At 68.7% G+C, this 23,660-nt stretch carries 27 protein-coding genes; 16 read left to right on the top strand and 11 right to left on the bottom strand.

Translation table 11 applies throughout. From position 1 onward, the window contains the following. Positions 1-40: 40 nt before the first annotated feature. Both istB and istA read right to left on the bottom strand, forming a co-directional pair. The gene (gene istB / locus LRS74_RS24820) at positions 41-847 is read right to left on the bottom strand and encodes an IS21-like element helper ATPase IstB (RefSeq protein ID WP_277738976.1); all 807 of its coding nucleotides are present in this window, start codon (positions 845-847) and stop codon (positions 41-43) included. Further along, the gene (gene istA, locus LRS74_RS24825; RefSeq protein WP_277738977.1) at positions 847-2,097 is read right to left on the bottom strand and encodes an IS21 family transposase; all 1,251 of its coding nucleotides are present in this window, start codon (positions 2,095-2,097) and stop codon (positions 847-849) included. Before istA ends, istB begins: the two co-directional genes overlap by 1 nt. A 228-nt stretch (positions 2,098-2,325) precedes the next feature. Between istA and LRS74_RS24830 the strand changes: the two genes are divergently transcribed. After that, positions 2,326-2,604, top strand: coding sequence for a hypothetical protein (locus tag LRS74_RS24830; protein WP_277743085.1), 279 nt, complete (start codon positions 2,326-2,328; stop codon positions 2,602-2,604). 162 nt (positions 2,605-2,766) lie between these two features. Here LRS74_RS24830 and LRS74_RS24835 read toward each other — a convergent pair whose 3' ends face one another. Both LRS74_RS24835 and LRS74_RS24840 read right to left on the bottom strand, forming a co-directional pair. Further along, positions 2,767-2,946 (bottom strand): hypothetical protein, encoded by a 180-nt coding sequence (locus LRS74_RS24835; RefSeq protein ID WP_277745056.1) that lies wholly within the window; start codon positions 2,944-2,946, stop codon positions 2,767-2,769. Positions 2,947-2,951: 5 nt separating this feature from the next. After that, positions 2,952-3,191 (bottom strand): hypothetical protein, encoded by a 240-nt coding sequence (locus LRS74_RS24840; RefSeq protein WP_277743086.1) that lies wholly within the window; start codon positions 3,189-3,191, stop codon positions 2,952-2,954. Between the two features lie 292 nt (positions 3,192-3,483). Here LRS74_RS24840 and LRS74_RS24845 point away from each other — a divergent pair, with 292 nt between their 5' ends. The 6 genes from LRS74_RS24845 (at position 3,484) to LRS74_RS24870 (ending at position 7,279) form a co-directional block, all read left to right on the top strand. Then, positions 3,484-4,053, top strand: coding sequence for a DUF5994 family protein (locus LRS74_RS24845; RefSeq protein ID WP_277743087.1), 570 nt, complete (start codon positions 3,484-3,486; stop codon positions 4,051-4,053). A 4-nt stretch (positions 4,054-4,057) separates the two neighbouring features. Next, complete coding sequence (locus LRS74_RS24850; RefSeq protein WP_277743088.1) at positions 4,058-4,285, top strand: hypothetical protein; 228 nt, start codon at positions 4,058-4,060, stop codon at positions 4,283-4,285. A gap of 86 nt (positions 4,286-4,371) precedes the next feature. Then, a complete protein-coding gene (locus LRS74_RS24855) occupies positions 4,372-4,632 on the top strand; it encodes a hypothetical protein (protein WP_277744917.1) in 261 nt (86 codons plus the stop codon). A 64-nt stretch (positions 4,633-4,696) separates the two neighbouring features. Continuing rightward, positions 4,697-4,969 (top strand): hypothetical protein, encoded by a 273-nt coding sequence (locus LRS74_RS24860; protein WP_277743089.1) that lies wholly within the window; start codon positions 4,697-4,699, stop codon positions 4,967-4,969. Between the two features lie 316 nt (positions 4,970-5,285). Continuing rightward, a complete protein-coding gene (locus tag LRS74_RS24865) occupies positions 5,286-6,527 on the top strand; it encodes a PP2C family protein-serine/threonine phosphatase (RefSeq protein ID WP_277744918.1) in 1,242 nt (413 codons plus the stop codon). Positions 6,528-7,135: 608 nt separating this feature from the next. Beyond that, positions 7,136-7,279, top strand: coding sequence for an HGGxSTG domain-containing protein (locus LRS74_RS24870; RefSeq protein ID WP_277743090.1), 144 nt, complete (start codon positions 7,136-7,138; stop codon positions 7,277-7,279). Positions 7,280-7,437: 158 nt separating this feature from the next. Here the strand turns inward: LRS74_RS24870 and LRS74_RS24875 are convergent, their stop codons facing one another. Then, positions 7,438-7,950 carry a restriction endonuclease gene (locus tag LRS74_RS24875; protein ID WP_277744919.1) on the bottom strand — a complete coding sequence of 171 codons (513 nt, stop codon included), beginning with the start codon at positions 7,948-7,950 and terminating at the stop codon, positions 7,438-7,440. Positions 7,951-8,481: 531 nt separating this feature from the next. On the opposite strand from LRS74_RS24875, the gene LRS74_RS24880 reads away from it, so the two are divergent. Continuing rightward, positions 8,482-9,135: a hypothetical protein gene (locus LRS74_RS24880; RefSeq protein WP_277743091.1), complete on the top strand. Its 654-nt coding sequence runs from the start codon at positions 8,482-8,484 to the stop codon at positions 9,133-9,135. A gap of 90 nt (positions 9,136-9,225) precedes the next feature. Here LRS74_RS24880 and LRS74_RS24885 read toward each other — a convergent pair whose 3' ends face one another. Then, positions 9,226-10,239, bottom strand: coding sequence for a tyrosine-type recombinase/integrase (locus LRS74_RS24885; RefSeq protein ID WP_347178161.1), 1,014 nt, complete (start codon positions 10,237-10,239; stop codon positions 9,226-9,228). On the opposite strand from LRS74_RS24885, the gene LRS74_RS24890 reads away from it, so the two are divergent. The 3 genes from LRS74_RS24890 (at position 10,145) to LRS74_RS24900 (ending at position 13,918) form a co-directional block, all read left to right on the top strand. Then, positions 10,145-11,323, top strand: coding sequence for a DUF3631 domain-containing protein (locus LRS74_RS24890; protein ID WP_277744920.1), 1,179 nt, complete (start codon positions 10,145-10,147; stop codon positions 11,321-11,323). The two genes, LRS74_RS24885 and LRS74_RS24890, sit on opposite strands and share 95 nt — an antisense overlap. 185 nt (positions 11,324-11,508) lie before the next feature. Beyond that, complete coding sequence (locus LRS74_RS24895; protein WP_347178162.1) at positions 11,509-12,252, top strand: hypothetical protein; 744 nt, start codon at positions 11,509-11,511, stop codon at positions 12,250-12,252. Continuing rightward, entirely contained in the window at positions 12,242-13,918 is a 1,677-nt protein-coding gene (locus LRS74_RS24900) for a mobilization protein (protein WP_277743094.1), read from the top strand. Before LRS74_RS24895 ends, LRS74_RS24900 begins: the two co-directional genes overlap by 11 nt. A gap of 15 nt (positions 13,919-13,933) precedes the next feature. On the opposite strand, the gene LRS74_RS24905 is transcribed toward LRS74_RS24900, so the two are convergent. From LRS74_RS24905 to LRS74_RS24925, 5 genes are all read right to left on the bottom strand, one after another. Further along, positions 13,934-14,470 (bottom strand): ATP-binding protein, encoded by a 537-nt coding sequence (locus tag LRS74_RS24905; RefSeq protein WP_277743095.1) that lies wholly within the window; start codon positions 14,468-14,470, stop codon positions 13,934-13,936. Between the two features lie 70 nt (positions 14,471-14,540). Then, entirely contained in the window at positions 14,541-15,407 is an 867-nt protein-coding gene (locus LRS74_RS24910; protein ID WP_277743096.1) for a glycosyltransferase family 2 protein, read from the bottom strand. Continuing rightward, positions 15,401-16,636, bottom strand: a complete 1,236-nt coding sequence (locus LRS74_RS24915) for a hypothetical protein (protein WP_277743097.1) — start codon at positions 16,634-16,636, stop codon at positions 15,401-15,403. Before LRS74_RS24915 ends, LRS74_RS24910 begins: the two co-directional genes overlap by 7 nt. Continuing rightward, positions 16,633-17,337 (bottom strand): hypothetical protein, encoded by a 705-nt coding sequence (locus LRS74_RS24920; protein ID WP_277743098.1) that lies wholly within the window; start codon positions 17,335-17,337, stop codon positions 16,633-16,635. Before LRS74_RS24920 ends, LRS74_RS24915 begins: the two co-directional genes overlap by 4 nt. Next, complete coding sequence (locus tag LRS74_RS24925) at positions 17,334-18,491, bottom strand: glycosyltransferase family 1 protein (protein WP_277743099.1); 1,158 nt, start codon at positions 18,489-18,491, stop codon at positions 17,334-17,336. Before LRS74_RS24925 ends, LRS74_RS24920 begins: the two co-directional genes overlap by 4 nt. A 147-nt stretch (positions 18,492-18,638) precedes the next feature. Here LRS74_RS24925 and LRS74_RS24930 point away from each other — a divergent pair, with 147 nt between their 5' ends. The 5 genes from LRS74_RS24930 to LRS74_RS24950 all read left to right on the top strand — a co-directional run bounded on the left by LRS74_RS24930 (position 18,639) and on the right by LRS74_RS24950 (position 23,643). Beyond that, on the top strand, positions 18,639-19,622 hold the full coding sequence (locus LRS74_RS24930; protein WP_277743100.1) for a helix-turn-helix transcriptional regulator: 984 nt from the start codon (positions 18,639-18,641) through the stop codon (positions 19,620-19,622). Further along, positions 19,619-20,182 (top strand): peptide deformylase, encoded by a 564-nt coding sequence (locus LRS74_RS24935; protein ID WP_277743101.1) that lies wholly within the window; start codon positions 19,619-19,621, stop codon positions 20,180-20,182. Before LRS74_RS24930 ends, LRS74_RS24935 begins: the two co-directional genes overlap by 4 nt. A 206-nt stretch (positions 20,183-20,388) precedes the next feature. Then, positions 20,389-20,793, top strand: coding sequence for a hypothetical protein (locus tag LRS74_RS24940; RefSeq protein WP_277743102.1), 405 nt, complete (start codon positions 20,389-20,391; stop codon positions 20,791-20,793). A 101-nt stretch (positions 20,794-20,894) separates the two neighbouring features. Continuing rightward, the gene (locus LRS74_RS24945) at positions 20,895-21,470 is read left to right on the top strand and encodes a hypothetical protein (protein WP_277743103.1); all 576 of its coding nucleotides are present in this window, start codon (positions 20,895-20,897) and stop codon (positions 21,468-21,470) included. Positions 21,471-22,626: 1,156 nt separating this feature from the next. Beyond that, positions 22,627-23,643, top strand: coding sequence for a DUF5954 family protein (locus LRS74_RS24950; protein WP_277743104.1), 1,017 nt, complete (start codon positions 22,627-22,629; stop codon positions 23,641-23,643). Positions 23,644-23,660 lie beyond the last annotated feature (17 nt).

Here is a 23,660-nt window from a genome sequence, read left to right on the forward strand (position 1 = left end):
ACGGGTGAAAAGTGACCCCCCACTGCTCAGTTGATGTTGGTCATTCCCCGCTGTTGGCCGCGGGAACCCGTCCGAGGTCTCGGCCGCGCATGCGGTAGCTGTCGCCCTTCAGCGAGATCACTTCAGCGTGGTGGACGAGGCGGTCGATCATCGCGGCGGCGACGGTGTCGTCACCGAAGACCTCGCCCCAGCGTCCGAAGGGCTTGTTGCTGGTCACGATCACCGAGGCGCGTTCGTAGCGGCCCGAGATGAACTGGAAGAACAAGTTCGCTGCCTCGGGTTCGAAGGGGATGTAGCCCACTTCGTCGACCACGATCAGCGGGATCCGGCCCAGGCGGGTCAGCTCGTCGCTGAGCCGGCCTGCTTGGTGGGCTTCGGCGAGGCGGGTGACCCACTGGGCGGCGGTGGCGAAGGCGACCCGGTGGCCGGCCTGGCAGGCCCGGATGCCGAGGCCGGTGGCGAGGTGGGTCTTGCCGGTGCCAGGCGGCCCCAGGAAGATCACGTTCTCCTTCCCGACGACAAAGTCCAGCGTCCCCAGATGGGCGATGACCTCGCGTTTCACCGACCGCTGATGGTCGAAGTCGAAGTCCTCCAGCGACTTGCGAGAGGGGAAACGGGCCGCGCGGATGCGTCCCTCGGCGCCGTGGGAGTCGCGGGCGGCGACCTCCCGCTGCAGGCATGCGGCCAGATACTCCTCGTGGCTCCAGCTCTCGTCGCGGGCCCGTTCGGCGAGCCGTGCTGCCGCATCCCGCAGGGCCGGGGCTTTCAACGCCTTGGTCAGATAAATCAGTTCGGAGCCGACGTCGCGGCTGGTCCGGGCCTGGTTCGTGCCGTTCTTCGTGCTCATCACGCTGCCCCTTCGCCCGTGCTCAGCCCGCCGTCGATGACACCGAAGATCCGGTCGTAGGTCTCCAGCGACCGTTCCTCGACCTCCGTCACGTCCACTGGCGCCGCCTTCGTGCTGGCAGCCTTCTTCCGTGCGGCTGCGGCAGCGGCCGCGTGGTCCGGGTCGGTGATGGTCTGGTGGCGAGCCCAGCTGCGGGCATGCCGGGCGACCTCGACGCCGTCGCAGGTCACCAGGACCTGGTCCAGGTCCGCGGTGACTTCGATGCGGCGGCCGACGGCCAGTGGATGCACCGAGTAGTCGCAGGTGTCCAGGCGGACGTAGTGGTCCCGGGGCAGCCGCAGCGATGCCTTCCACCAGCCCGGCGGGGCGACCGGCGGCAGGGCCAGCATCCGGGAGCGGTCCGCTTCCAGCCGGTCCGCCGGACGAGCCTGCAGGCTGCGGTGAATGCGCCGGTTGGCCTTGGTCAGCCAGTCGGCGAGCTGAATGTTGAAATCGGCCGGCGAGGTGAACACCCGCCCGGGCAGGAACGACGTCTCCAGATAGCCGTTGGCCCGTTCGACCAGCCCCTTGGCCTCCGGATCCCGGGGCTTGCAGAGCAGGAACTTGATGCCCAGCAGCCCGGCGAACGCGGCAAACTCGTCGGTCAGTTGAGGTCCCCCGGACCGCCAGGAGCCCACAGCACCCTCGTTGTCCCAGACCAGCACCCGTGGGACGGCGCCCAGCTCGGTCAGCAGCCGCCAGTGCCCGGCGATCAAGTCGGCCGCCGACCTGGAGGGCAGCATCCGGGCGGTGATCCACCGCGAGTAGCCCGCGACCATGACCAGCACCGGCGGCCGCCCGACCTGCCCGAAGCCGAGCGGGATGTCGGCGGGCGGGAACCACAGGTCGCACTGGCCGATCTCGCCCGGCTCATAGACCGTCCGCGAGGCTGGATCCGCGGGCCGATAGGCCGGCCGCAGGTCTCGGACCCGGTCCTTGAGCACCGTCAGCCCGCGGTCCCAGCCGATCCGCTCGGCGATCACCGTCGCGGGCATCTCCGGCCACTGCTCGAGCAGTTCGCGGATCTGCGGCTCGACCGCGTCCACGATGGAGCCCTTCGGCGCCCGCTGGTACTTCGGCGGCGCGTCGTCCGCGATCGCCCTGCGGACGGTGTTCCTCGAGATCCCCAGCTTCCTTGCGATCGCCCGCACCGGCATCTGCTCGGCCCGGTGAAGCCGACGGATCTCCGCCCAGTCCTCCACGCTGATCACCACTCCTCCCGGCCTGGCTCAACGAGCCAGACCCCTGGAGGGGGTCAACTTTCAAGCGTCGCTACTGGTCCACTTTTCAGCCGTCGCCGACACCGACTGATGTCCGCCGCAGCCACGCCCGGAGGGCTCCTCAGCGCCAGTGGTCTGATGGCGAGCGAGGACCTCATGCGCGATCCTGGCCGGAGGCGGTGGGCGCGGTGCCGCGCCCGCCCACCGGCACGTCTACCGATGAACGAGGTCGCCGTGAAGCCACCGGAACCACCCCCCTCGGGCGGGCGGGCCGAGGTGCGTATCGTTGCCGCGTCTCCCGAGGCCGCCCGTCGGGTCGCAGAGGTACTCCGTCATTGCTTCGCTGCGACCGAACAGCGTAGCTACCCCGCCGGCAGCGACGGCGGAACCCGCCTCCACCTCACCGTGGACACCACGCGCACGGCAGAGCGGGCGCGGTCCTGGTTGGCAGCCAGTCGTTCCTCCGCGCAGGACCGTCCCCAGACGGACGAAGTCTGAGATAAGGACCCCCGTCGGTGCCCGCCACGAGTGAGTGGCATTGCGCATGTCTGCCAAGCCAGGGGGCGCATCGCGGTCGACTGGGCACGGGGAGATACCCGCAATCCCTTGTCGGGCGGCTGGCTTGCGCGTCGCCCCTGTCGTAGACCATCGGCCCCCCGGTCACCGGACACGGTGTTTCCCTGCGCGCCGGCGGCCGAGGCGTATGCGGAGGAAGACGAGGTCGGCAACGAGCACCATCATGCCGATGATCAGCAGGTAGAACAGTCCCTCGGTCACCGCTCCGATGATGCCCAGCACGATCGCCACGACGATCAGCAGGAGAAAGAGGGCCATGGCCATCTGCGTCACCTCATATCGCGGCGTTTCCGGCCCGTCTGCGGGGCTTCCGTGGCGATCGGGCGTGTCCGGCCGGTGCTGGTGTCGATGAGGATCTGCGCGGCCGTGGCGTTGTCGGTGCTGACGGCCCGGGCCATGGCTGCCCGGCATGTGTCGTCTCCGGCCGCAGCGGGGCGGTTCCAGGTTTCGGCTTGGTGGATCGCGTCCGGCAGAAGCTTCGTTTCACGCGGGGGTTCGGCGTCGGACATGGTGTGCTCCCCCGTCTGGGTTCGGCATGCGCTCGTTGATCGCCTGGGATGACGTCTGGGCCACTGCCGGTTTCACCGTACTCCGTGAGCCCCGCCCAGGCTCACCTGCGCGCCGCGGTTCCAGACCCGAGTTCCCGGTGAAAAGGCTGGTCACGCGCGGGTTCACCGGACCGTGCCCGGAGTACAGTGGAGGCACCGGGAGTACTTCGCACACCGGCTCCCACGCCGGGTCGTTCTCGGCGAGTAACAACACCGGGACGTCGAAGACGAGCCCCGGAGATAGGTCCGCGCGATGACCGCGACCATCGACCGTACGATTTTCAACGAGCGTGTGACCTCACCACCGGCCCGCATGTCCATGACCCCGGCGGGGTCAGCCCCGGGTCTGCTGGACGGTGCCTGGTGGCCTCGGTCTCGCGATCTTTCCCGTGAACTCCCCGCCCTCATCGACGTGCTGGACGCGCGCTGGGGCCGGATCACGCGTGTCACGGTGAACCCGACCCACTGGCCCATGATCCCGCGCAAGGTGCCCGTGGCGGGGCACACGCTGCACGTGGGCTGGTTCTCCGATGAGCAGGACCCACACAAGCTGATCCTCCTCTCCTACACCGCAGGCCGCTGGGACCTGCTGGTGATCCCGCCAGAGACCGGTGCGGCCGCCGCCGCCCGACTGATGTCCGCCGCAGCCACCCCCGGCGGCTTCCTCACCGCCAGCGCCCTGATGTCGCGCGAGGACACCTCCCGTGAGGCGAGGGAGTCGCTGGCCCGGGAAGAGGAGTGGGAGACGGAAGGCGGGCACGCCGCGGCGGCGGCCGGGAACCCGGACCCGATCGGTCCCATGAGTTGCGCCCGAGGGATGTGAGGTCATGGAGATCGCCATCACCGTGTCCGTGATCCTCGCCATGATCGTCATAGGAGTGCTGCTGATCCATCTGCTCAATGGCCAGCACGACGAGCGGATCGCGGCATTCCACTACGGCGACACCTTGCCGGGAATCGGCCGACGGAGCCGGAAGGGCCGGCGGCCGGCAGAGCATGCCGGTTCTCCCGCCGCCGCTCCTCGCCGCAAGCGACCCGAAGAGGGCGCCGGATGACGCGGACCCTTCTCCTGACCGGGGGCGGTGGGTGCGGCGCCACGGCGCCCGCCCACCGGCACATCACCCCGACGAACGAGGCCACCATGAAGCCACCGGAACCACCGTCGGGCGAGCGTAGCGAGGTACGCATCGTCGCCGCGTCTCCCGAGGCCGCCCGTCGAGTCGCTGAGGTACTCCGCCGTTGCTTCGCCGCCACCGAACAGCGCAGCTACCCCGCCGGCAGCGACGGCGGTACCCGCCTCCACCTCACCCTGGACACCAGGCACACGGCGGAGCCCGCGCGGTCCTGGTTGGAAGCCAGTCGGCCCTCCGAGCAGAACCGCGCACAGACGGACGAGGTCTGAGGCAAGGACCCTCGTAGGTGCCCCGCATGACCCGTAGGCGCCCCGCATGAATGGGCGGGCAATCATGGCAACGCTCCACGAGCGGAAGAACTACCGCGAAGCGATCATGAAGACCCTGTACGAGGCCACGGAAGGCAATCGCCTCCTTGGCGTCACCGGGGCGAAGCTGCGCGGCGACCTGCACATGCCTGAGCAGGATCTGGCCGCGGCGTGTGCATACCTGGCGGGCGAGGGGCTCGTCACGGTCGACTGGGCACAGGGAAACACGCCCGCGATGGTCACGCTGACACATCAGGGAATCCGGCTGATGGAGGCCGAAGAGGAGCGCCGTTGGTGACACGGCGCTGAAGCCCTTTCCGGCTGAAGGTCGCATCATCCAAGAATCCGTTATGCCGGAAAAGCGGTATAGGCATAGCATGGTCAGTGGGCCGGTGCACTCTCACGTGCAACCGACCCGGAAGGGCGGCCCCGGTGTGTATACACCGGGGCCGTTGTGCACTGTCGGCGCGACGGCAGGGAACGAACGGACCAGGTCCGTGTGGCGGTCGAGCAAGCCCGGAGCCGAACAAGCAGGCTGCCTGAGATCGCCTCGTTGGGGACAGTCGGCTCAGCAGGTGAAGGCGGCATCGGGCCGACGGGTGAAGGGCGCGGCGATGGCGGAGAGTGAGCGGCAGGCCGGCAAGGGCGCGGTGGACCGGTCGGAGGGGTTCGGTGAGCGGCTGCTGGGGGTGCTGCTGGACCGGGCACACGAGATGCCGCCTCAGCTGATCGCCCCGCTGATCGCGGAAGAGGTGGCCCGGGTCGGTGGCCGGGACATCTCGATCCTCCTGCAGGACTATGCACAGCTCCTGCTCGTGCCGCTGCCAGGCAGGGGGCTGAGCATCGGCGAGCCCGAGCCGATCGGCGACTCCCACGCCGGCACGGCCTTCCTGAACGCGACCCCCGTCGAGGTACCGCAGGCCGACAGCGTCCGGATGTATCTGCCGTTGCTGGACGGTAGCGACCAGGTGGGAGTCCTGGCCCTCACCCTGGAGACCGTCGACGACGACGACCGGCGCCTGCTGCGCAGGCTCGCGGGACTGATCGCCGACCTGTTGGTCACCAAGCACGGCTACACCGACCAGTTCTTCCTCACCCGGCGCCGCGAGTCCATGAGCGTGACCGCGGAGATCCAGTGGTCTCTGCTCCCGCCGCTGGCGATGTCCCTGCCGCAGGTCGCGGTGGCCGGAATTCTGGAGCCCGCCTACAACGTCGCCGGCGACAGCTTCGACTACGCGCTCAACGGAGACATCCTGCACGTGGCCGTGGTTGATGCGATGGGCCATGGCCTGAACGCCGCCACGATGGCCACCGTCGCCATCGGGGCCTACCGGCACTCCAGACGTGCCGGCATCGGCCTGTCCGAGATCTATGCCTTCATGGACAGGGCCGTCGCCGAGCAGTTCGGGCCCGAACACTTCGTCACCGCGCAGATGATGCGTCTGAACGTCGCAACGGGCCACCTGCAGTGGGTCAACGCGGGACACCCCGCACCACTACTGATCCGCAACCACCGGGTTCTCCGGCAACTGGAGAGCCCGACCACCTTGCCGGTCGGCTTCGGGGGTGAAGAGCCCCAGGTCAGCGAGCAGATGCTCGAACGTGGCGACCAGGTGCTGTGCTTCACCGACGGCCTGATCGAGGAGCACGAAGCCGGCGAAGAGCAGTTCGGCGAGGAGCAGCTCATCCACTGGGTCAACCGCATCGAGCACACGGAGAAGGGAGTACGGGCGGTGGTGCGCTCGCTCTCCCACACCCTGAAACAGGAGCGGGGCGGGAGCACCAGCGACGACGCGACCCTCTTCCTGATCGAGTGGCGCGGGGGCGCCGCCGACCACCTCGCCGTCCTGGATTGAACCGATACCTGCCCCATCCTTGACGGAGCCGAGGCGCAGGCTCGCGGCTCCGTATTTCGCTGCCCGGTCGGGAACAGCGCGGCTGATTCATTCGCCACGAAGGCCGCCACCTCCTCCTCGGAGATGGCGGCCTTCGTGGCGAATGTGACGGCAGGTCAGGTGCCTGCGTGACCGGTGCGCACCCGGTGCCCAAGGCCCTGGAGAACAGCCAAGCGCAGCGGGAACTGCTGATCAGTGTTCCCACAGGTCATAGCACGTCTCCGGACCTCAGGCCCAGGTGAGCCCGCACTGCCGTTTAGATGTCGAAGTAGAGGTAGAGGAACGCTCTGACGTGCACAGATATCCCGCTGATGGGCAGGCCGGTGCACAACTGGTGCACGGCACGCGTCCCCCGTCACTGACGTAAGCCGCCGATGCCGGGCAGGCTCCGCCTTGGGCAAAGCATCTGTTGGCGTGGACCTGACGTCGGACCCAATCCCGGCGGCCGTAGCAGGCGTTGGCATCCAGTCGCCCGGGGCTTCGAATCAGCCGATAACGGTGGGTCGGAGGACGCCGAGCATGCCTGTCCGTGACGATGCGTCCAGTGCACCGACGGGGCGGGAGGGCCAATGGGCAAGCAAGTCAAGTGCGGATCGACGAAGACCACGACCGGCAAGCCGTGTCAGAACCCAGCGATGATCGGCTACTCCCGCTGCCAACTCCACCGAGGTGAGTGGACGCCGCGGCAGAAGAAGAAGACCAAGAAGCGCTGACCACGCCTGGGCGGAAGCCGCTGTTAAGCGCGCTGCCCCCGGGCCCCGGACGCGCACCCGCTCGACCGGGGCCCGGGGGGGGCAGGCACCCGCGCTCCGCCGCATCAGGCTGCCGTTTCCCGGTATACGGCCCGGTGTCTATACGGCGGCGGTGGCACTCAGGCGCGGTAAGTATCCTTCCAACGCTTGCGGTGGGCGCGATCGCCTTGACCAGCGCCGTTCAGCGGCAGCATGGCCTGCAGTGGCGTGCCCGTGTTCCACACGCCCAGTAGGTCGCGGTGAACGGCGAGCACGCCGTGCTGGACCGCGAGGGCAAGCGCGGCCTTGCTGAAAGGGCAGGTGGCCGCAAACACTGCTACGTCGGCTTTGTGGTGTAGCCAGGCCGTGCCGACAAACTTTTGCATGTCGCCGCTGGCTACGTACCGGTGCGGGGCGTAGTGCTTGCACTGGACGACCAGGCGCCGGCCGTCGGGCAGGGTGGCGATGACGTCTGCACCCAGGTCGCCGGACTTGCCGCTCACCTCGACATCCGTGCAGCCATCGCGGCGGCACAACCCTGCGACGTATCGCTCGAACTCTTGCCAGCTCATCGCATCCACCTCGGCCAGTGACCGGTGACCGACGCGGATCGCTTCGTCGTCCCGCCACCGCTGGTCCCGGCCCCGTACCAGCCGGTCCGTGCGCCAGAGCCACCAAGCGGCACCGCCGACACCGCCGAGCACGGCGATGCCTACGAGATAGGGCCAGATCTGTGACCAGAACGCTGCCAGCAAGATCAGCGCGAACGCACCACTGCCCAAGGTCGCGTTCCGCCGGTCCTGTCTCCTCCATGCAGCCAACCGGCGCTTGCGCTTCCTCGTCACGCTTCCCCCTGCCCGTCTCTCGACCAGATGCTGAGAGTCTGGGCGAGGAGCATGCCAAAGAGAAGGTCGCACTCATGGCCAGTGGCTCGATTCCGCCGCTACTCAGGAAGTGTGGCTCTCGGTATGCGGTCTTCCATGCCGTTTCGGACGGGGAACCACTGTGTCTCAAAGGGTCCCGCGAGCATGGCGTGCGCGCAGGGCTCTTGGTGAGGCGTTCAGAGTGCAGTGGGTAGAAGTCTAGGCCGAAGAACGAAGCGCTGACCTGTGCGGAAGCCATAGCCTGCCGATGTGTTGACGAATCTATTGCCTGGCTTGAGAGACTTCAGGACGCCTCTGACGGTGGGCTACGTATGGCTCGTAACGGCCTGGCTCGCGATCCACGATCGAATCCCGTCCCAAAAGGCGGCGTCAGGCTTCTTTGGCGACCTTTACGATTTGTCTGACGCGGTAGGGCGTCCGGCCTCCCTGGCGGCCATGAGCGTCGTTGCCTACCTCCTAGGGGCGATGACGGAGATGGGGGCGGGTACGGCATTGAAGATCGTTAACCATGTGCCTGGCATCGAAGTCAAATGGGCATCCGAACCAGCGCTAGATGACCTACGTGATCACGTGCGGGAGAAGGTTAACGCTAAGAGGCAGGGGCTTGAAGGTCCTCAAGCCCAGGCAGAAGCCGAAAGTCTCATGCAGCAGATTACGGCAGAGCGTGATCAGCTCGTCGTCCGTCTCCGGCACAGCACGCGCGTAAGGTATGAGGAGGTTTCGCGTACTACCGCTGAGGCTGACTTCCGCGTCAGCATCGGTATCGCGCTCCTGGGGACGGTCATCGTCATTGGGTTGCAGTACGAAGCGTTCGCGTTGTTTCTTCTGGTGCTGCCGAGTTGGTTGATCATGAGGGGGTGTTTGCGGTACCAGCAGTCGAATGACGAGCTGGTGCAAGGCGTCGTTCTCTCTGAGACTTCGTCGGGAGCCATCGAAAGATTTATGCGCTCATAGCTTCATCCTTGCGGATGCTGGCCGTGGATTGGAAGACCAGCAGCCTCGACAGGCCCCACGACTGTGCGGTGCACAGTCGGTCCGCAGGTGTTACGCCGCCATCTGATGCCGCCTGCCGATAGCCTTGCGGGCCTTCTCGGCAGCGCCCTTGATGCGATGCACGTACCGTCGCAGCGTGAAAGCTGGATCCTCGTGGCCGAGCAGATCGGCGAGCGTGTAAACGTCGACGCCCTCGTTGATCGCCTCGGAGGCGAACAGGTGCCGCAGCGCGTGCATCATCTTGTCGCGGCACTCCTCCCACTTGCGGCCCTTGCCGACCGGCTTGTCGTTCACCGCCATGATGACGCCGATAGCCTCAAGGGCCGCCTTCCAGAGGTAGTTGAAGTAGTTCTTGTTGAGCGCCTTGCGCTCGCGCGTGGTGAACATCAAGCGCACGGTGACCAAGTCACCGCCCTTCTCAAGCCACGGCAGCGTGACCTCAACGGGAGGGAACTCCCGCATGTGCTCGCGCAGCAGCGTCGCCAAGTCCTCGTCGAGGGGGACGTAGCGGTCCTTCGGTTCGTCCTTGGTGCCGCCCTTAGACCGGTCCGCCGGACCGCACGCGCCGGACGGCTCTGGTCCGCAGGTTGGTCCGCAGTGTGCGGCAGTCGCGGACCGGTCCGCCGAAGGCGCACTGACCGGAATCCCTGCGCCTGACCGGATATCCACATCTGCGGAGGAATTGCAGGTCAGCGGCGTACGGACCGGATCACATGCTGCGGACCAGGATGGTCCGCACGAGGTGAAGCGGTCCGCTCCCGCTGGTCCGGTGGTCCGCAGGGGTTCGGACCAGCCGGCGGATTCCGGTCCGCACGACCGGGAGCAGACCGGCATCCCTGCCGGTGAGCGGACCAACCTCCAGCCACCGGATGAGGTTGACGGACCGGGCCAAGCCCCGCGTCCGGGTCCGGGAGAGCCGTCCGGACCGGCGGACCACGCAGAGCAGACTTCCGGTGAGGGAGCCGTCCTACTGGATGAGTTCCGGACGGTGATCGGCAAGTATGTGGTGCTGCCTAGCGAGGAGGCGCTGACCGCGCTCACCTTGTGGGCGGCGGCCTCCCACATCCAGACCGCGCTGCAGCACGCGCCGCGCCTGGCGGTGGTGAGCCCGACGAAGGGCTGTGGCAAGTCCCGCGTCCTGGACGTGCTGCACGAGACCGTGCACCAGCCGATGATGACGGTGAACACCTCCCCGGCGGTCATCTTCCGCGTCATCGGCAAGAACCCGCCCACCCTGCTGGTGGACGAGGCCGACACCATCTTCGGCCCCAAGACGGGCGACAAGGAGGACCTGCGCGGCCTGCTCAATGCGGGCCACCAGCGCAACCGGCCCGCCTGGCGCATCTCCGGGCCGGAACACAAGCCGACCCCGTACCCGACTTTCGCCATGGCCGCGATCGCGGGGATCGGCGACCTGCCGGACACGATCATGGATCGGGCGGTCGTGCTGCGGATGCAGAAGCGCAAGATGGGCGAGAAGGTCACCCCGTTCCGGTTGCGGTATTCGGTGCCGGAACTCCACGCGCTGCGTGACCGGCTGGCCGCCTGGCTGACTCCGCTGCGCGGTCAGGCTGCTCGCATGGTGCCGCAGATGCCGGTGGAGGACCGGGCGGCGGACACCTGGGAGCCGCTGGTCATCATTGCTGACCTGGCGGGAGGTCACTGGCCCGCACGCGCCCGCGCCGCGTGCGTGGCGATGACCCGGCACGAGGCGGTCCAGGACGAGCAGAGCAGCCTGAAAACGCGGCTGCTGCGCGACATCCACCGGATCTTCGCGCAGGCGGACAATCCCGAGGCCCTGGCCACCCAGGACCTGGTCGCCGCCCTGATCCAGGACGCCGACGCCCCGTGGGCGGAGTACGGCACCAAGGGGCTGAACGCCTACCACCTGGGCAACTTGCTGCGGGACTTCAACATCGGCTCGGCCAACTACCGGTTCGACAAGGGCAGGCAGGCCAAGGCGTACATGCGCAACCGGTTCCTCGATGCCTGGGCACGTAACTGCCCCGACCTCGTCGAGGCGGCACCCGAGCCCGCACACGGCGTCGCGCTTGCCCGACCGGCCCAGGGCAAGCCGCCCGCCGCCCCGGCGGGTTCGCTGCCCATCGGCCCGCCCGGTGGTCCCACCGGGCCGAAGCGAACTATCTGATCCCACCAGGGGCGTAGTCCGTATCACTGCGTCGCAACCGTCCCCGCGCAGGTCAGCGCGGGGACGGACTTTCTCGCCGGGACGCACTTTTCCGTACCTGGGCTCGTGTGCGTACCTGTGCTGACCAGGCATGCGACGCATGCGACGGACGTGACACAGCCCTACCCCTCACCACCGGACACACCATGCACACTGAGAACGACACTAACCCCACCTCCTCCCGCCGCTGGGGATGGTTCGGCCTGGGCCGACGAACAGCAGCAAGCTGGAGCGAACGAGCCCCTAAAGGGGCTTCGTCCGCGCTTGCCCCCGCCCCTGGGGTGACGGGGGAGGAGAGGGCCGTGCGCCAGCGGGCACCCGAGCCTGGGGAGGGGGCGGCCGAGCCCAGCACCACGTCTGACGCCGACAGCGCCAAGCAGCCCGCCGCCCACTCCATCGCCCCGCACGCCGAGCCGTCTGCCGATCCCCAACCGCCCGCAGCTGTTGAGCAGCCCTCGTGGCGTGAGCCGGACGCCCCCACGCTGCCCGTGCGGATGAACCGCAAGCGCACTACCGAGAAGCGTGACCAGGAGAAGAAGATCCGCTTCACCCCGACCGCGGTCCGCCTCATCGACGCCGAGGCCGAGCGACGCCGTCTGACGTTCGCCGGGTTCGTCGGCGACGCCGCCCTGGCGGTCGCGCTCGGCAAGGCGGGCATGGTCGGCAGCCCCGAGGACGACCCGATCCGCCCGCTGGTGGAGGCCATCGAGGCACACACCAAGGCGCTGAACCGGATCGGCACCAACCTCAACCAGATCACGGGCGCCATCCACTCCGGCGCGATACCCGAGCGAGCCGAGGTTGTCCTTGACCGCATCGAGCAGGCCGCCGAGGCAAGTTACGGGCTGATCGACCAGCTCCTGGCGGAAGGGGCCAGCCATGGTGCCTGACGTCTCCACCGGCTCCGACACCCGCGGCCTGATCGCCTACCTCTTCGGCCCCGGCCGCCGGGACGAGCACACCGACCCCCACATCGTCGTCGCCTGGGACATGACCGGCGCCCCCGACCCCGGCCGCGACCCGAACGCCACCTACACCCAGCTCGCCAAGCGCCTGGACCACCACGTCGACCTGCGCACCCGCGAACTGGGCGGCAAGGAGCCACCCCAGCACGTGTGGCACTGCCCGGTACGCACTGCACCCGGCGACCGCTACCTGACCGACGCCGAATGGGCCGATGTCGCCCGCCGCATCGTGGCGGCCACCGGCATCGCGCCCGAGGGCGACGAGAAGGCGTGCCGGTGGATCGCGGTGCGGCACGCGGATGACCACATCCACATCATGGCCACCACCGTCCGTGCCGACGGTCGCCGCCCGCGTACGAACCGCGACGGGCAGCGCGCCCAGGCCGAGTGCCGCAAGATCGAGGCCGAGTTCGGGCTGCGCCGCCTCAAGTCCGGCGACCTCACCGCACCCAAGACGCCCACCGGCGCCGAACGCGCCAAGGCCGAACGCCAGGGCCAGGAGAAGGCCACACGGGAGTGGCTGCGCGAGCAGGCGTACGCGGTCGCCGCCGCCGTACGGAGCATCGACGACTACTTCACCGTGCTGGGCTCGCTCGGTATCCGGGTCAAGCCCCGCATCGGTCCCGAGAGCGGGGAGGTGACCGGCTACAGCCTGGCCGCACCCGGCGACACCATCTGGTACGGCGGCTCCAGCCTGGCCCCCGACCTGTCCTACAACCGACTGCGCGAACGCCTCCCCACCCAGGACGTGGCCGACTGCCCGCAACCGGTGGCGGACCCGGCCGACACGTGGCGCCGCACCGAATCCGCCGTGCGCACAGCCCGCACCGTTTTCGACGCGGGCGACGACGCCGTAGCCCAGGGCCACCTGGAAGCCTTCGGCGACACCCTGCTCAACCTGGCCCGCGCCACACCCGGCCCACACCAGACCGAACTGCAAGCAGCGGCCCAAGCGTTCAACCGAGCCCGCCGCTCGGCGATCCGGGCAGACCACCAAGCCGCCACCGAACTGCGCGAAGCCGCCAAGGAACTCACCTACGCCCCCAACATTCCGGGCGGACTCGCCATCGCCCTCGTCTTCGCCGCCCTCCACCTGGCCCGCGCCGCCGCCCACTGGCACGCACGACGCGGCCACGAACAGCAGGCAGCCGCAGCCGAACAGGCCGTCCGCCACCTCCAAGCCAGCTACCGCCAGGCCGCCGAGCCGGTCTTGGCGGACCTCGCCCGCCGCGCCCCGCGCGCCACAACTGCTCACCGCTTCGAGCAAGATCTGCGCGCGGCCATCCCCGACCACGCAGACCGCATCCTCGCCGACCCCGCCTGGCCTGCCCTGACCACCACCCTCGCCCGCGCCGAAACTGCCGGCCACAACCCCCGCCACCTCCTCACCGAAGTAGCCGCCCGACGAGAACTCGACACAGCCGAGCGCCCCGCCGAAGTCCTCAACTGGCGCATCACCGCCCAGCCGAACAGGCGCGTACAGGCAGCACGCAGGCAAAGCGTCCGCAGCACCCGGCCCATCGCGCAGGCACCGCAGCTCGCGCCTACGACGGTGGGCGAACCGTCTGCGGAACGCGGCCGACGCCGATAGCGATCATGGGCCTGCTCAGCGCTGCCTGGTCGCGGACAGAGGCGTCACGAGCCTTCCCAGATCTCCGGTGTAGACGATCACTTCTTCGTCGTCTTCCGGAGGGTCGAAGCGGGCGAAGAAGTCGTCGAGGGCCTCCGGTGTAACAGTGAGGGCGTTGGCGTCCCCGCGCTGGTTGCGTTCGGCGAGGCGCCGCAACAGTTCCTCCCGGTCGACCGGTAGGTAGATCACGAGGGGGTGGCCGCCCGCTTCGCGGGCGGCCCGCCTCCAGGCGTCACGCTCGTCACGGCGCCACAGGCCGTGATCCAGAACGACGTCGTGTCCGGCTTCCAGCTCCTTGACGAACCGTTCCCGGATCGCCTCGACCACGGGGCGCTCGCGCTCGAAGTAGGTGTGCTCGGGATAGTCGACGCCGTAGCGGCCGTGGAGGCGGTGGACCTCCTCGTCCACAGAGAGGCGGATCATGCCGCGTGCGGCCAGGGCCTGGGCGACGGTGGTCTTGCCGGAGCCGGTGATGCCGACCAGCAGCACGGCCAGCGGTGCGGCGGTGTTCACGTTCGGTCCCTTCCTGCCGGTGCCCAGGTGCCCAGGTGCCCAGGTGCCCATTCTGTCCGATCTGGCGGAGCTACCGGTGGCTGGTTGCGGCATGAGGGCGCCAGCGGGTGGCGATGGTGCGGGCTTCGGCCGTCCAGCCGGTCGGCAGTCGGTCGAGGCTGACGCGGCGGAAGGCCAGGCGGGGGTCGGCCACGTCGATGCGGCCGTGGTGCCGGTCGATGTGATCGAGCAGGCGGTCGGCCTCCTCCCGCACGGCCGGGGTGTGCTCGGCCCAGTCGCCGGAGGTGAACTTCTCCACCCGCCGCTGGAGGTCGTCCAGGACGCCCATGCGCCACTTGAAGTGGTGGACGCAGGCCAGTGCGTCCGGGTCCGGCTTGTGGCTGGGAGCCCGGTGGTTGCCGGAGGCCACCGGCACCTCGGATCGGGCGAGGACGATCTTGCGGGGGTCGCCGTGCAGGAGGCGGTGGGTGAGGTGGCCGCCGAGCGGGAAGGCGCGGTCCAGGCCGGTCTCGGGCCGCCAGTGGGCCAGGCGGCCATCCGCGGCGACGCGGTCGAGCATCAACCCGCCCACCACCTGCCGCCCAGCCTCTTCGGCGGCCGCGATCACCTCCGGGAGCGGGGCGGGGTAACTGTGGAACTCGTCGGCGTCGGCGAGCAGGTGCCAGCCGGGCCCCGCCTGCTCCCGCAGGGCATCGCGGAGCTGGGTGTTGGTGTGCTCGTGCCAGGGGCCGGTGCTGATCTTCGCGGGGACGATGCCGAGGCCGCGGATAGTGGCCAGGAGCTGGTGCTGCCAGGCATAGGGGACGTGGTCGGGGAAGTGGAAGGCGAGGTGGAAGTCCTCGACGCCGAGTGCGCGGTAGTGAGTGGTCCAAGCGGTCAGCAGGGCCGGTTCCACGGGACCGACGATGGCGATCAGAGCAGGAGGCGTGCTCAGCATGGGGACTCCTTCGTATGCAGTGACGCGAAGGCGTGGGTGAGGAAGTCGGCTTGCCCGGCGGCGGTCCGCATTCCCAGCAGGCGGGGCGCCTCGGGACCGGGCTGTGGGGGTGGCTGACGGACGACGGCGTGCAGGGCGTCGGCGAGGCCGTCGGAGTCGCCGACGGGGAAGGAGATGGCCCAGGGCTGGCCGCGAAGACGGGCGGTGAGGGCGGGGTCGTGATCGGAGACGATCAGGGCGACGCCGAGGCGGGCGGCGTCCATCACGAGCCCGGATTCCTTGCCGACACCGGGCTGCCGGGCAACCAGGGCAGCGTCGGCGGCGGCGTACACCAGGCGCAGCACCGATTCGGCGACGGGACCGGGCACGGTATGCAGGCGGAGAGCTGGCAGTGCTTGCCACCGGTCCAGCACGGCCTCGTCGAGCGGGGCGCCTACGACTATGAGGTGCAGCGGCTCCTTCAAGCGGGCCAGGGCGGCGTCGACGGTGGCGATGTCCTTGTACGGCCACCAGCCGCCCACCAGGCACACCACGGCTTCGGCTGTGGGGATGCCGAAGGCCGCCCGGCCGCCTTCGCGTTCGGCGTCGGTGAGACGGTGGCCGTCGTCGACCGCGAAGGCACGTACCACCGCAGGCAGGTGAGGGAAGGCCGCGGCGAACTCATCGGCGACAGCCGGTGTCGGGTAGACCGCGAGGACGCGGCGCTCGCCCCGGCGGGCCAGTCGGCCGAGTAGCCGCACCACGGCGTCCTCGGTGGTGACCTGTTCGTGGATGAACCGTAGGTGCGGCTGGCCACCAAGGAGGGCGGCGGCCCCATGCAGGGCCTCGCTCGCGGTCAGGATCACCACCGCCTCGGCTCCGGGCTCCAGACGGCGGGCGGTCCGCAGCGCGGACGCCTCCGCAAGGCACCGGGCTACCAGGGTGACCTGGTGCGGCAGCCGCCGCAGGACGCGGGGCCAGCGGCCTGAGCGGAACACCAGCTGCCCGGCCCTGGAGAGTCCGGCCGCAAGGTGGGAGGCGGCCAGCAGCACGGCCCCCGGCCACCCGGACGGTGCGGTCACCAACCGGGCGCCGGCCTTGCGCAGCGCCGTTACCGTCTCGCGGGCGGCCCCGTGCGGGGTGATGACGAGACTGCCCGGCCGGGCCTGGGCGAGCGCGACCAGTGTTCGCTGGTGGTGCCCGCCCAAGCGGTCGGCATACGGCTCGATGAGCACGAGCGAGCCGGTCATCCGGACACCGCCTGATCGCCGTGGCTGGCGGTGAACCGGGCCCGCAGCCAGGACGGGTCGTTGAGATGGTCGAACCGCTTCGCATCGCGGGCTGCCTCGTGGGCGAAGGCGACGCCCTCACGGGCCCCGGCGGCGGCATACGGGGCGAACTCCCCGTCCCGGCTGGCTGTCCACGCCGCCACCCGCTGGCGGGCATCGTCGTCGGCCATCCCGTACTCGCTGCCGCGGGCGAGCATCGCGCACTCCCGAAAACCCGCCTTCCAGGCATGGAAGGGGCTCTGGTTGAAGCGCGTGATCCCGGCGGTCTGGTCGGCGAATTCGATGCGGCCGGGCAGTGCCGCGAGCATGTCCACGGCCTCGCCCATCTCGCGCAGAGCACTGCGGCGGATCAGCTTCAGCCCGCCGTAGCCGTAGGACAGGCCGTTGACTGGGTTGACCGCCCGCCACACCCGCATGGACACCCCCTCGTCCAGCGGTTCGACGGCGGCCGGGTCGAAGCCGGTGTCGATGGCGAAGTCGCCATCGGCGAGGAAGAACTGCTCGCGGTCGACGACCTCGGCGCACAGCCGGTAAGCCCGGCGCATCCCGTGCACGCCGTGCAGGCGCTTGACCGACCCGCCGAGCGTTCGCTGTGTGCGGGCGTGGAGGGAGTTGGCCATCGGCTCGTCGTAGGAGAGGAAGACCGCGTCGTACTCGGTCACGAGATGGCCTCCAGGTAGCGGGCCGCCACGAGGGCGGGGGCGAACTCGGCGGTGGAGGCATGGGCGCGCTTGGCGTGCACGGCGTGGAACTCGTCGTCCGTGGCCAGCCGCTCGGCCAAGGCCACGGCCTCGGCCGAGGTGGTGAAGCACAGCTCTGGATCGATGTGCTCGGCGAGCCAGCCCAGGCGCGGGGAGATGACCGGCAGGCCCATGCCCTGGCAGTCGATCACGCTCATGGACCAGGGGCAGCCGGGCCTGAACGGGGCGATGCCGAAGCGGGCGCCGACCAGCAGCTTCTTGTAGCGGACGCGGTCGCCTCGGTCGGAGACGACCTGGACGTGCGGCAGGGCGGCGAGCCGGTCGCGCATCTTCTCGGGGCTGTCGTCTAGGCCCGTGCGCTCGGCCCTGCGCGTGCCGAACAAGTCCATGACCCGCAGCCGGACAACGCTGGAGGCCACCAGCTCGCGGGCGAGATGCACGAACTGCTCGGTGCCGTAGTGCGCGTACAGCCGGTGGTTGTAGACCCCGATCGCCCCGGCCTCGGGCCCGCTGCGAACGGTGGCGGGGTCGCGCACTAGGCGCTCGTCCCGTGGGGCTGGCACCACGCGCAGACGGTCGCCGAACTCCACAGTCATGCGAGCGGCGGCAGCCGACACCCAGGAGGCGGCCGTGGAGGAGTGGACCATCACCCGGTCGCACGCAGCCAGCCCGGCAGCGAACGCCAGTAGCACCGGCCTCCCCAGCCCCGCGTCGTCAAGGGACGGGTCGAGCACGAGCTGACCGCCGTCAGCGAGCGAGAACGGCAGGTAGTGGCAGAACCCGGCCAGCAGCGCGTCCGATCCGGCCTCCAGCAAGGCGGTGCGGACAGCCGGAGCCTCCTCGATCTGATTGGCCACAACCGCGTCCGGCTGCTCGGCCTGGATCAGCGCCACCAGCTCGTCAATGTCCGTCGAGAACCGGGCCCGGTACTTCGTCCCCGGCACCTTCGTCCGGTGGAAGCCACAGCGGGCGTCCCTGGCCGGAGCCGGAGCCGCGATGGTCACCTCCGCCCCGGCGTCCGCCAAGGCCGGGGCGAGCAAGTCCGCGAAGATCCACCCGGAGTCCGCAGACAGCCGATCGGGGTTGGAGATGTTCAGCAGGTACAGCACCCGCATGGCGCGTCGCCTCCCTCATCTGCCCGGACGGGTCGATCCGGGTCGGTGAGGGAAGGAAAGCGGCGACGCCGACCGTGACGGGATGATGAACTGGGATCACTCACGGTTCATTCATGCTCACCAACGATGACGCGGGGCGGGGCTTCGATGGGCACGCAGGACGAGGAGATCACCGCCGAGCAGGCGGCAGAGCACTTCGCCGCCGAAGTGTCGCGGTGGCGGGAAGTACGCGGCATGTCCAAGCGCGCGCTGGCGCGAGCCATGGGCTTCGACCCGTCGTACGTCAGCCACATGGAGTCTGGCCGCCATAAGCCCAGCGAGGAGTTCGCACGGCTCGCCGACGATGCCCTGAACGCCGGGAAGGCGATCTGGCGACGCTGGTGCGACTACGAGCAAGCCAAGGCCAGGGAAACGCGGGTCCGGCGCCCTCCCGTAGCCCCGCCGACCCCGCGCAGGCCCGAACAGCCGTATGCGACCGGCTCCGCCCTCGTCGTCGAACACGACGCCGCCCGGCTCCAGTACGACGGCCGCTCGTACCGGCTCACCATGCGGCGGCTGCTGCGGAACACTGGCCAGGAGCCGGTGACCCGCTACCTGATCCGAATCTCCGTCGACCGCTACCCCGGCGACCCCGAGCGGTCCAACGCGCACTACCGGGCCCACCCGCTGACCTGGGCCGAACTCGACCTCACCGCCACCTGCCGGGGCGAGACAATGTGCTGGCAGGCCAAGCACGACCGCGACGCCTTCAAGGAAGTCTGGCTGCTGTTCGACAACGAACACGGACGCTTCCCGCTCTACCCGGGCGAGTCCGTGTGGATCGAGTACGCCTACACCGTCGGCGACGACAAGTGGGGCAACTGGTTCCAGCGGGCCGTCCGCCTGCCCACCGAACAACTGGAAGTCCAACTCGTCTTTCCCGCTGCCCTCGACCCGGTCGTGTGGGGAACCGAGACCTCCATGACCGCCGAAGCTTCTCCGCTGCGGACCCCTCCGGTACGCGGCGACGACGGCGAGCTCCGGCAATTCACGTGGATCACGACCACGCCCGCCCTGCACGCTCGGTACCGTCTGGAATGGCGGTTTCGAGCACGGCCCGAACGCGACACGGATCAAGAGGAGTTCAGGTGATTGACGTGCGGCCCAGCCAGCAGATGCGAGACCTTGGCGTCGTCCAGTACGGCGCCGGCATCCTCGCCGAACCCGCCCGTGCCTTCGACCTTCCCTCCGAACGCGACGAGGCCGAGCGCATCACGGACGAGCTGTTCGCCGCGATGGAGCGGATCGGCCAGGTCCACCCCTTCGCTAAGGGCATGGGCATCGCGGCCCCGCAGATCGGCATCGGGCGAGCCGCCGCCGTCGTCCAGCCGCCCGGCGATGCCCCCGCCATCATCCTGCTCAACCCGCGGATCACCACCAGCTCCGATGAGACCGACGAACAGTACGAGGGCTGCTTGAGCTTCTTCGACGTCCGCGGCGTCGTCCCCCGCCCGCTGAAGATCACGGTCGAGACGACGACCCCGACCGGCGAGACCGTGACCACCGTGTACGACCGCGGCCTCGCCCGCCTGATCCACCACGAGATCGACCACCTCGACGGGCTGCTTTACACCGCCCGCATGAGGACCGGCGTCGCACCGATCCCCGTGGAGGAGTATCGCCAGACTGGCAGCGTATGGGCATACGAGTAGGCACCGCAGTCTGTCCCGGGCACACCGGCAATGGACGTGATCCCGCGGTTGTTCGCTTGCGGTCCAGGCTATCCAAGGGGAAGGACTTCAACTAACTCCGTGAAGTCAGTGGGAGGTTAGCAAGCACCGCTCCCCAAGAGGGGGACATCAATCCAGTATGGATGCATCAACAGCGGGCTCGACGCCCGCCCCGGGAGGATCTCCACATGCTCGACGCAGCAGCCATAGCCATCACTACCGGCGCCGCCAGCAACGTCGTCGCCTACCTACTCCAAGGGCGTGCAGATGCCCTTCGCACCCGGCTCGGCGCGATCTTTCGGCGTGGAACCGCACAGCAGCAGTCCGACGCCCTGCGCACGCTGGACGAGGACGCTGCTGCACTGGCACAGCACACAGTCACCCAGGCAGACGTCACCGCACGGTGGACTGGCTTCCTGACCGCCTTCCTCGCAGCTTGTCCCGATGCTCGGGCAGATATAGAGGCCCTGGCCTCAGCGACGCCTTCTGGCACGAAGACGGTCAACATCGGTTCCCAGCACAACCATGGGTCCGGCACATTCATCGGCGGTGACAACCACGGCGGCGTTACTGTCAACGGCGGGGATAACTAGTGGCGGGTTCCGACTCCAAAGGGGAGACCCCTCGCGGGCAGCACAACCATGGGTCCGGGACATTCATCGGCGGCGACAACCATGGTGGCATCCACTTCGAGATGGTCGATGCCAAGACCAAAGCTCTGCTGGCGAAGATGACCAAACAGAACCCTGCCCTCGCGAGGCTGCTCACCAAGGCTCTCGAAGACGGCGTGATTTCCCCGGATGTCGCGGCCTCGCTCGGGAGGGCGGCCCGAAACATCAACGAGGACGTTGCCTATGAGCTGGGGCGCGCGGGCCGCAACATCAATGCGGATGTCGCCAGCTCGCTCATGTCTGCTGGCGAGAGCATCAACCCAACCGTCGCGCGCCAGCTGACTGATGCGGCCGAGACCCTGAGCGAAGCAGCCAAGCGGCTGGACTTTGATGATTTACGCAGACTTGTCGATCGGTTCGAGGGCGTCCATAGCTCCCTGGCGGGAGTGACTGGGCACATGGACCGGCTGCAGAGCAGGGGCCCCTTCAGCCGGTTGGACCACATCACAGACGCGCTGAACAGTGCAGCGGAGCGCGTCGAGCGCACAGTGGCACCGCCACCACCAAAGATCATTATTGACCGGAAGGCGCAGTGGCACTCGTTCCTGTGGGGAGCCGGAGCGGGAGCGGCACTTGTGGCCTACCTCGTGGGGCGCTAGGTCTGGAGCTCCGAACGGGATCGCGCTGCCCCGCCGCCTGCTCGCCGATCAGACAGCGCTCCTTCCCGAAGGGCATCATCGAGGGTGAGGGGACAGTTGCACCGCGCTGTTCTCCACCGAAGCAAGTACCTGACCGGCGGATCCGGGTAGGCGCCTGGACGCAACCTACGCCTGACGTCTCTTTACGGCGGCCCGGGCCGACTTTGCGTTGGAGTCTGCATTGAGACGGGCGATGCGAGCGCGCCGTGAGACTTCGCCTCCGAAAGAGCGCCAGCCGTAGAGAGATGCAAGTACCTCGGCAATGACGGCTACCGTGGCGGACAGAGTCGCCGCGGTCCTGGCCATGAGTGCGGGTGGCCGGGCGACCCATCGGCCTCTGCTCTGCGTGGCGGTAATGGCGCACTGCTCGGACCACAGTTCAAAGACCTGGGCGAGACGAGCGAAGAAAGTGGCTACGGCAGCCAAAAAGAGGTATAGGAAAATTAACCCACCGATGGCGCGTTCAGCAATACCTGGAGGCGATGCGCCGTCGGACCAGGGCCAGCCCATCGCTTCGTGCACAGTGGCTTGACCGCTCATAGCGGCGGCTAACGCAGAGCCGATCAGAGGGCTCTTGAGATCCTCGTAGTCATCCGTCTCCTCATCGCTCCGTGGAGGCTGTCGCTGGGTCGGCGGTTGATCACTGGACTGCTTCTTGCCGTAGGGCGGGAGAAAGATATGCCATATCCCGCCGTGGACGTTGCCACCCACGAACGTGCCGGACCCGTGGTTGTGCTGTTCCCGATTCTCAACGTCCACCATCTGGAGTCCCGCCGTAGTTAAAGGCTACGCCACTGTGAACGTCACCACCGATGAACGTCCTTGCACCGGTGGCGCCTTTGAGGTGCGTCTTCTCGGCGCTGCACGTGGTAATGGCGGCAACGAGCGTGCCAGCTGGGCCGGTTGTCACTGCCATGAGTTGGGTTACGTACATGATCGAGATGCTCTCCCCCGTTCGTGCCACACGCCCCAGCAGAGCCTACAGCCGCCACCAACACCCCGGGGTTTGTCCGACGAGCCACAGTCAGATGGATTCGACGCTGCCGTCGGCGTCGCGCCCAGAGCCGACCTGGCGGATTCGGCCTGGGCCCGCATCCGAAGCCATGACAATGTGCGCATGGTTGACGACTGGAAGCGACGTCTTGATGCCCTTCACGCAGAGTTGGTCCGCCGCGACGACCCTGTCGCTTGGGTGGTTGAGGCCGATGCGGTGAACGCCTCGCGACGGTACCCATATGTGGCCTTGCGGGGGCCCGTCTTCGGTGTCGCCGTGCAGGACCCCGCCGTCGGTCCGGACTGGCGTCTTCTGCTGCCGGTCGTGAACGGGACGCCTCAACAGGCGCGGGACGAGCTGAACTCGCACCTGTGGTTCAAGGCCAGGGGCGACACTGACGACCCCGCCGTACGGCGCGAGCTGTTGGCGGCCGTGGCCGTGCTGGAACGCGAGCCGGTCAACGAGGTGGAGGTCCTCGGCGTGCGCTACCGGGTGGTGCGCGGCGATGCGTTCGCGCGCAGCGGGGAGGGCGGGCTGGAGCCACCCCGCCCCAGTGACCGGGAACCGGCCGACAGAACATGGGGCGCGCACCACACGACGCCCTCGCCTGACGTGGGCTTCGTCCTCGACCCCGGCCAGGACGACGGCCTGTTCGCAGGCGCGATGAAGCTGGGCCTGCGCGATTTCGCCTACACCGGCTCCCACTTCCCCGTCGACGTACGCGCGGACTCGCAGCGGGCGGCAGCAGCCTGTCCGGAGATTGTCCTGCTCCCCGTCGGCTTCGGCGTTGTGGAAGGCAACGGGGAGGGGTGGCGGCCGCGTGGCGCCATGATGGCCACCCCGCACGATGCACGGGATCTGTTGCACGGCGCGATGACCGAGACCTGGTGGCCTGAGCTCCGCCAGCTCGATGAGCATGAGAAAGCCGCGTGCATCAAGGCGGCCGAGGAGTTCAAGGCCGCCGGTCACGCCAATGAAGTGCGCGTCGGCGACTACCTGTACCGAATCTGCCGTGTCGAACGGCTGGTCCGCTGCGGCCCGGATGGGCCGGAGCCGCCGCGTCGCACAGACGTTGACGAATACGGCCCTTCACAGATGCATCCGACGATGGACGAGGACGGCGGCCTCCACTACGACTGATCTCCCGGTCCGCAGGG

Source organism: Streptomyces sp. LX-29 (assembly GCF_029541745.1).
Lineage (GTDB): Bacteria > Actinomycetota > Actinomycetes > Streptomycetales > Streptomycetaceae > Streptomyces.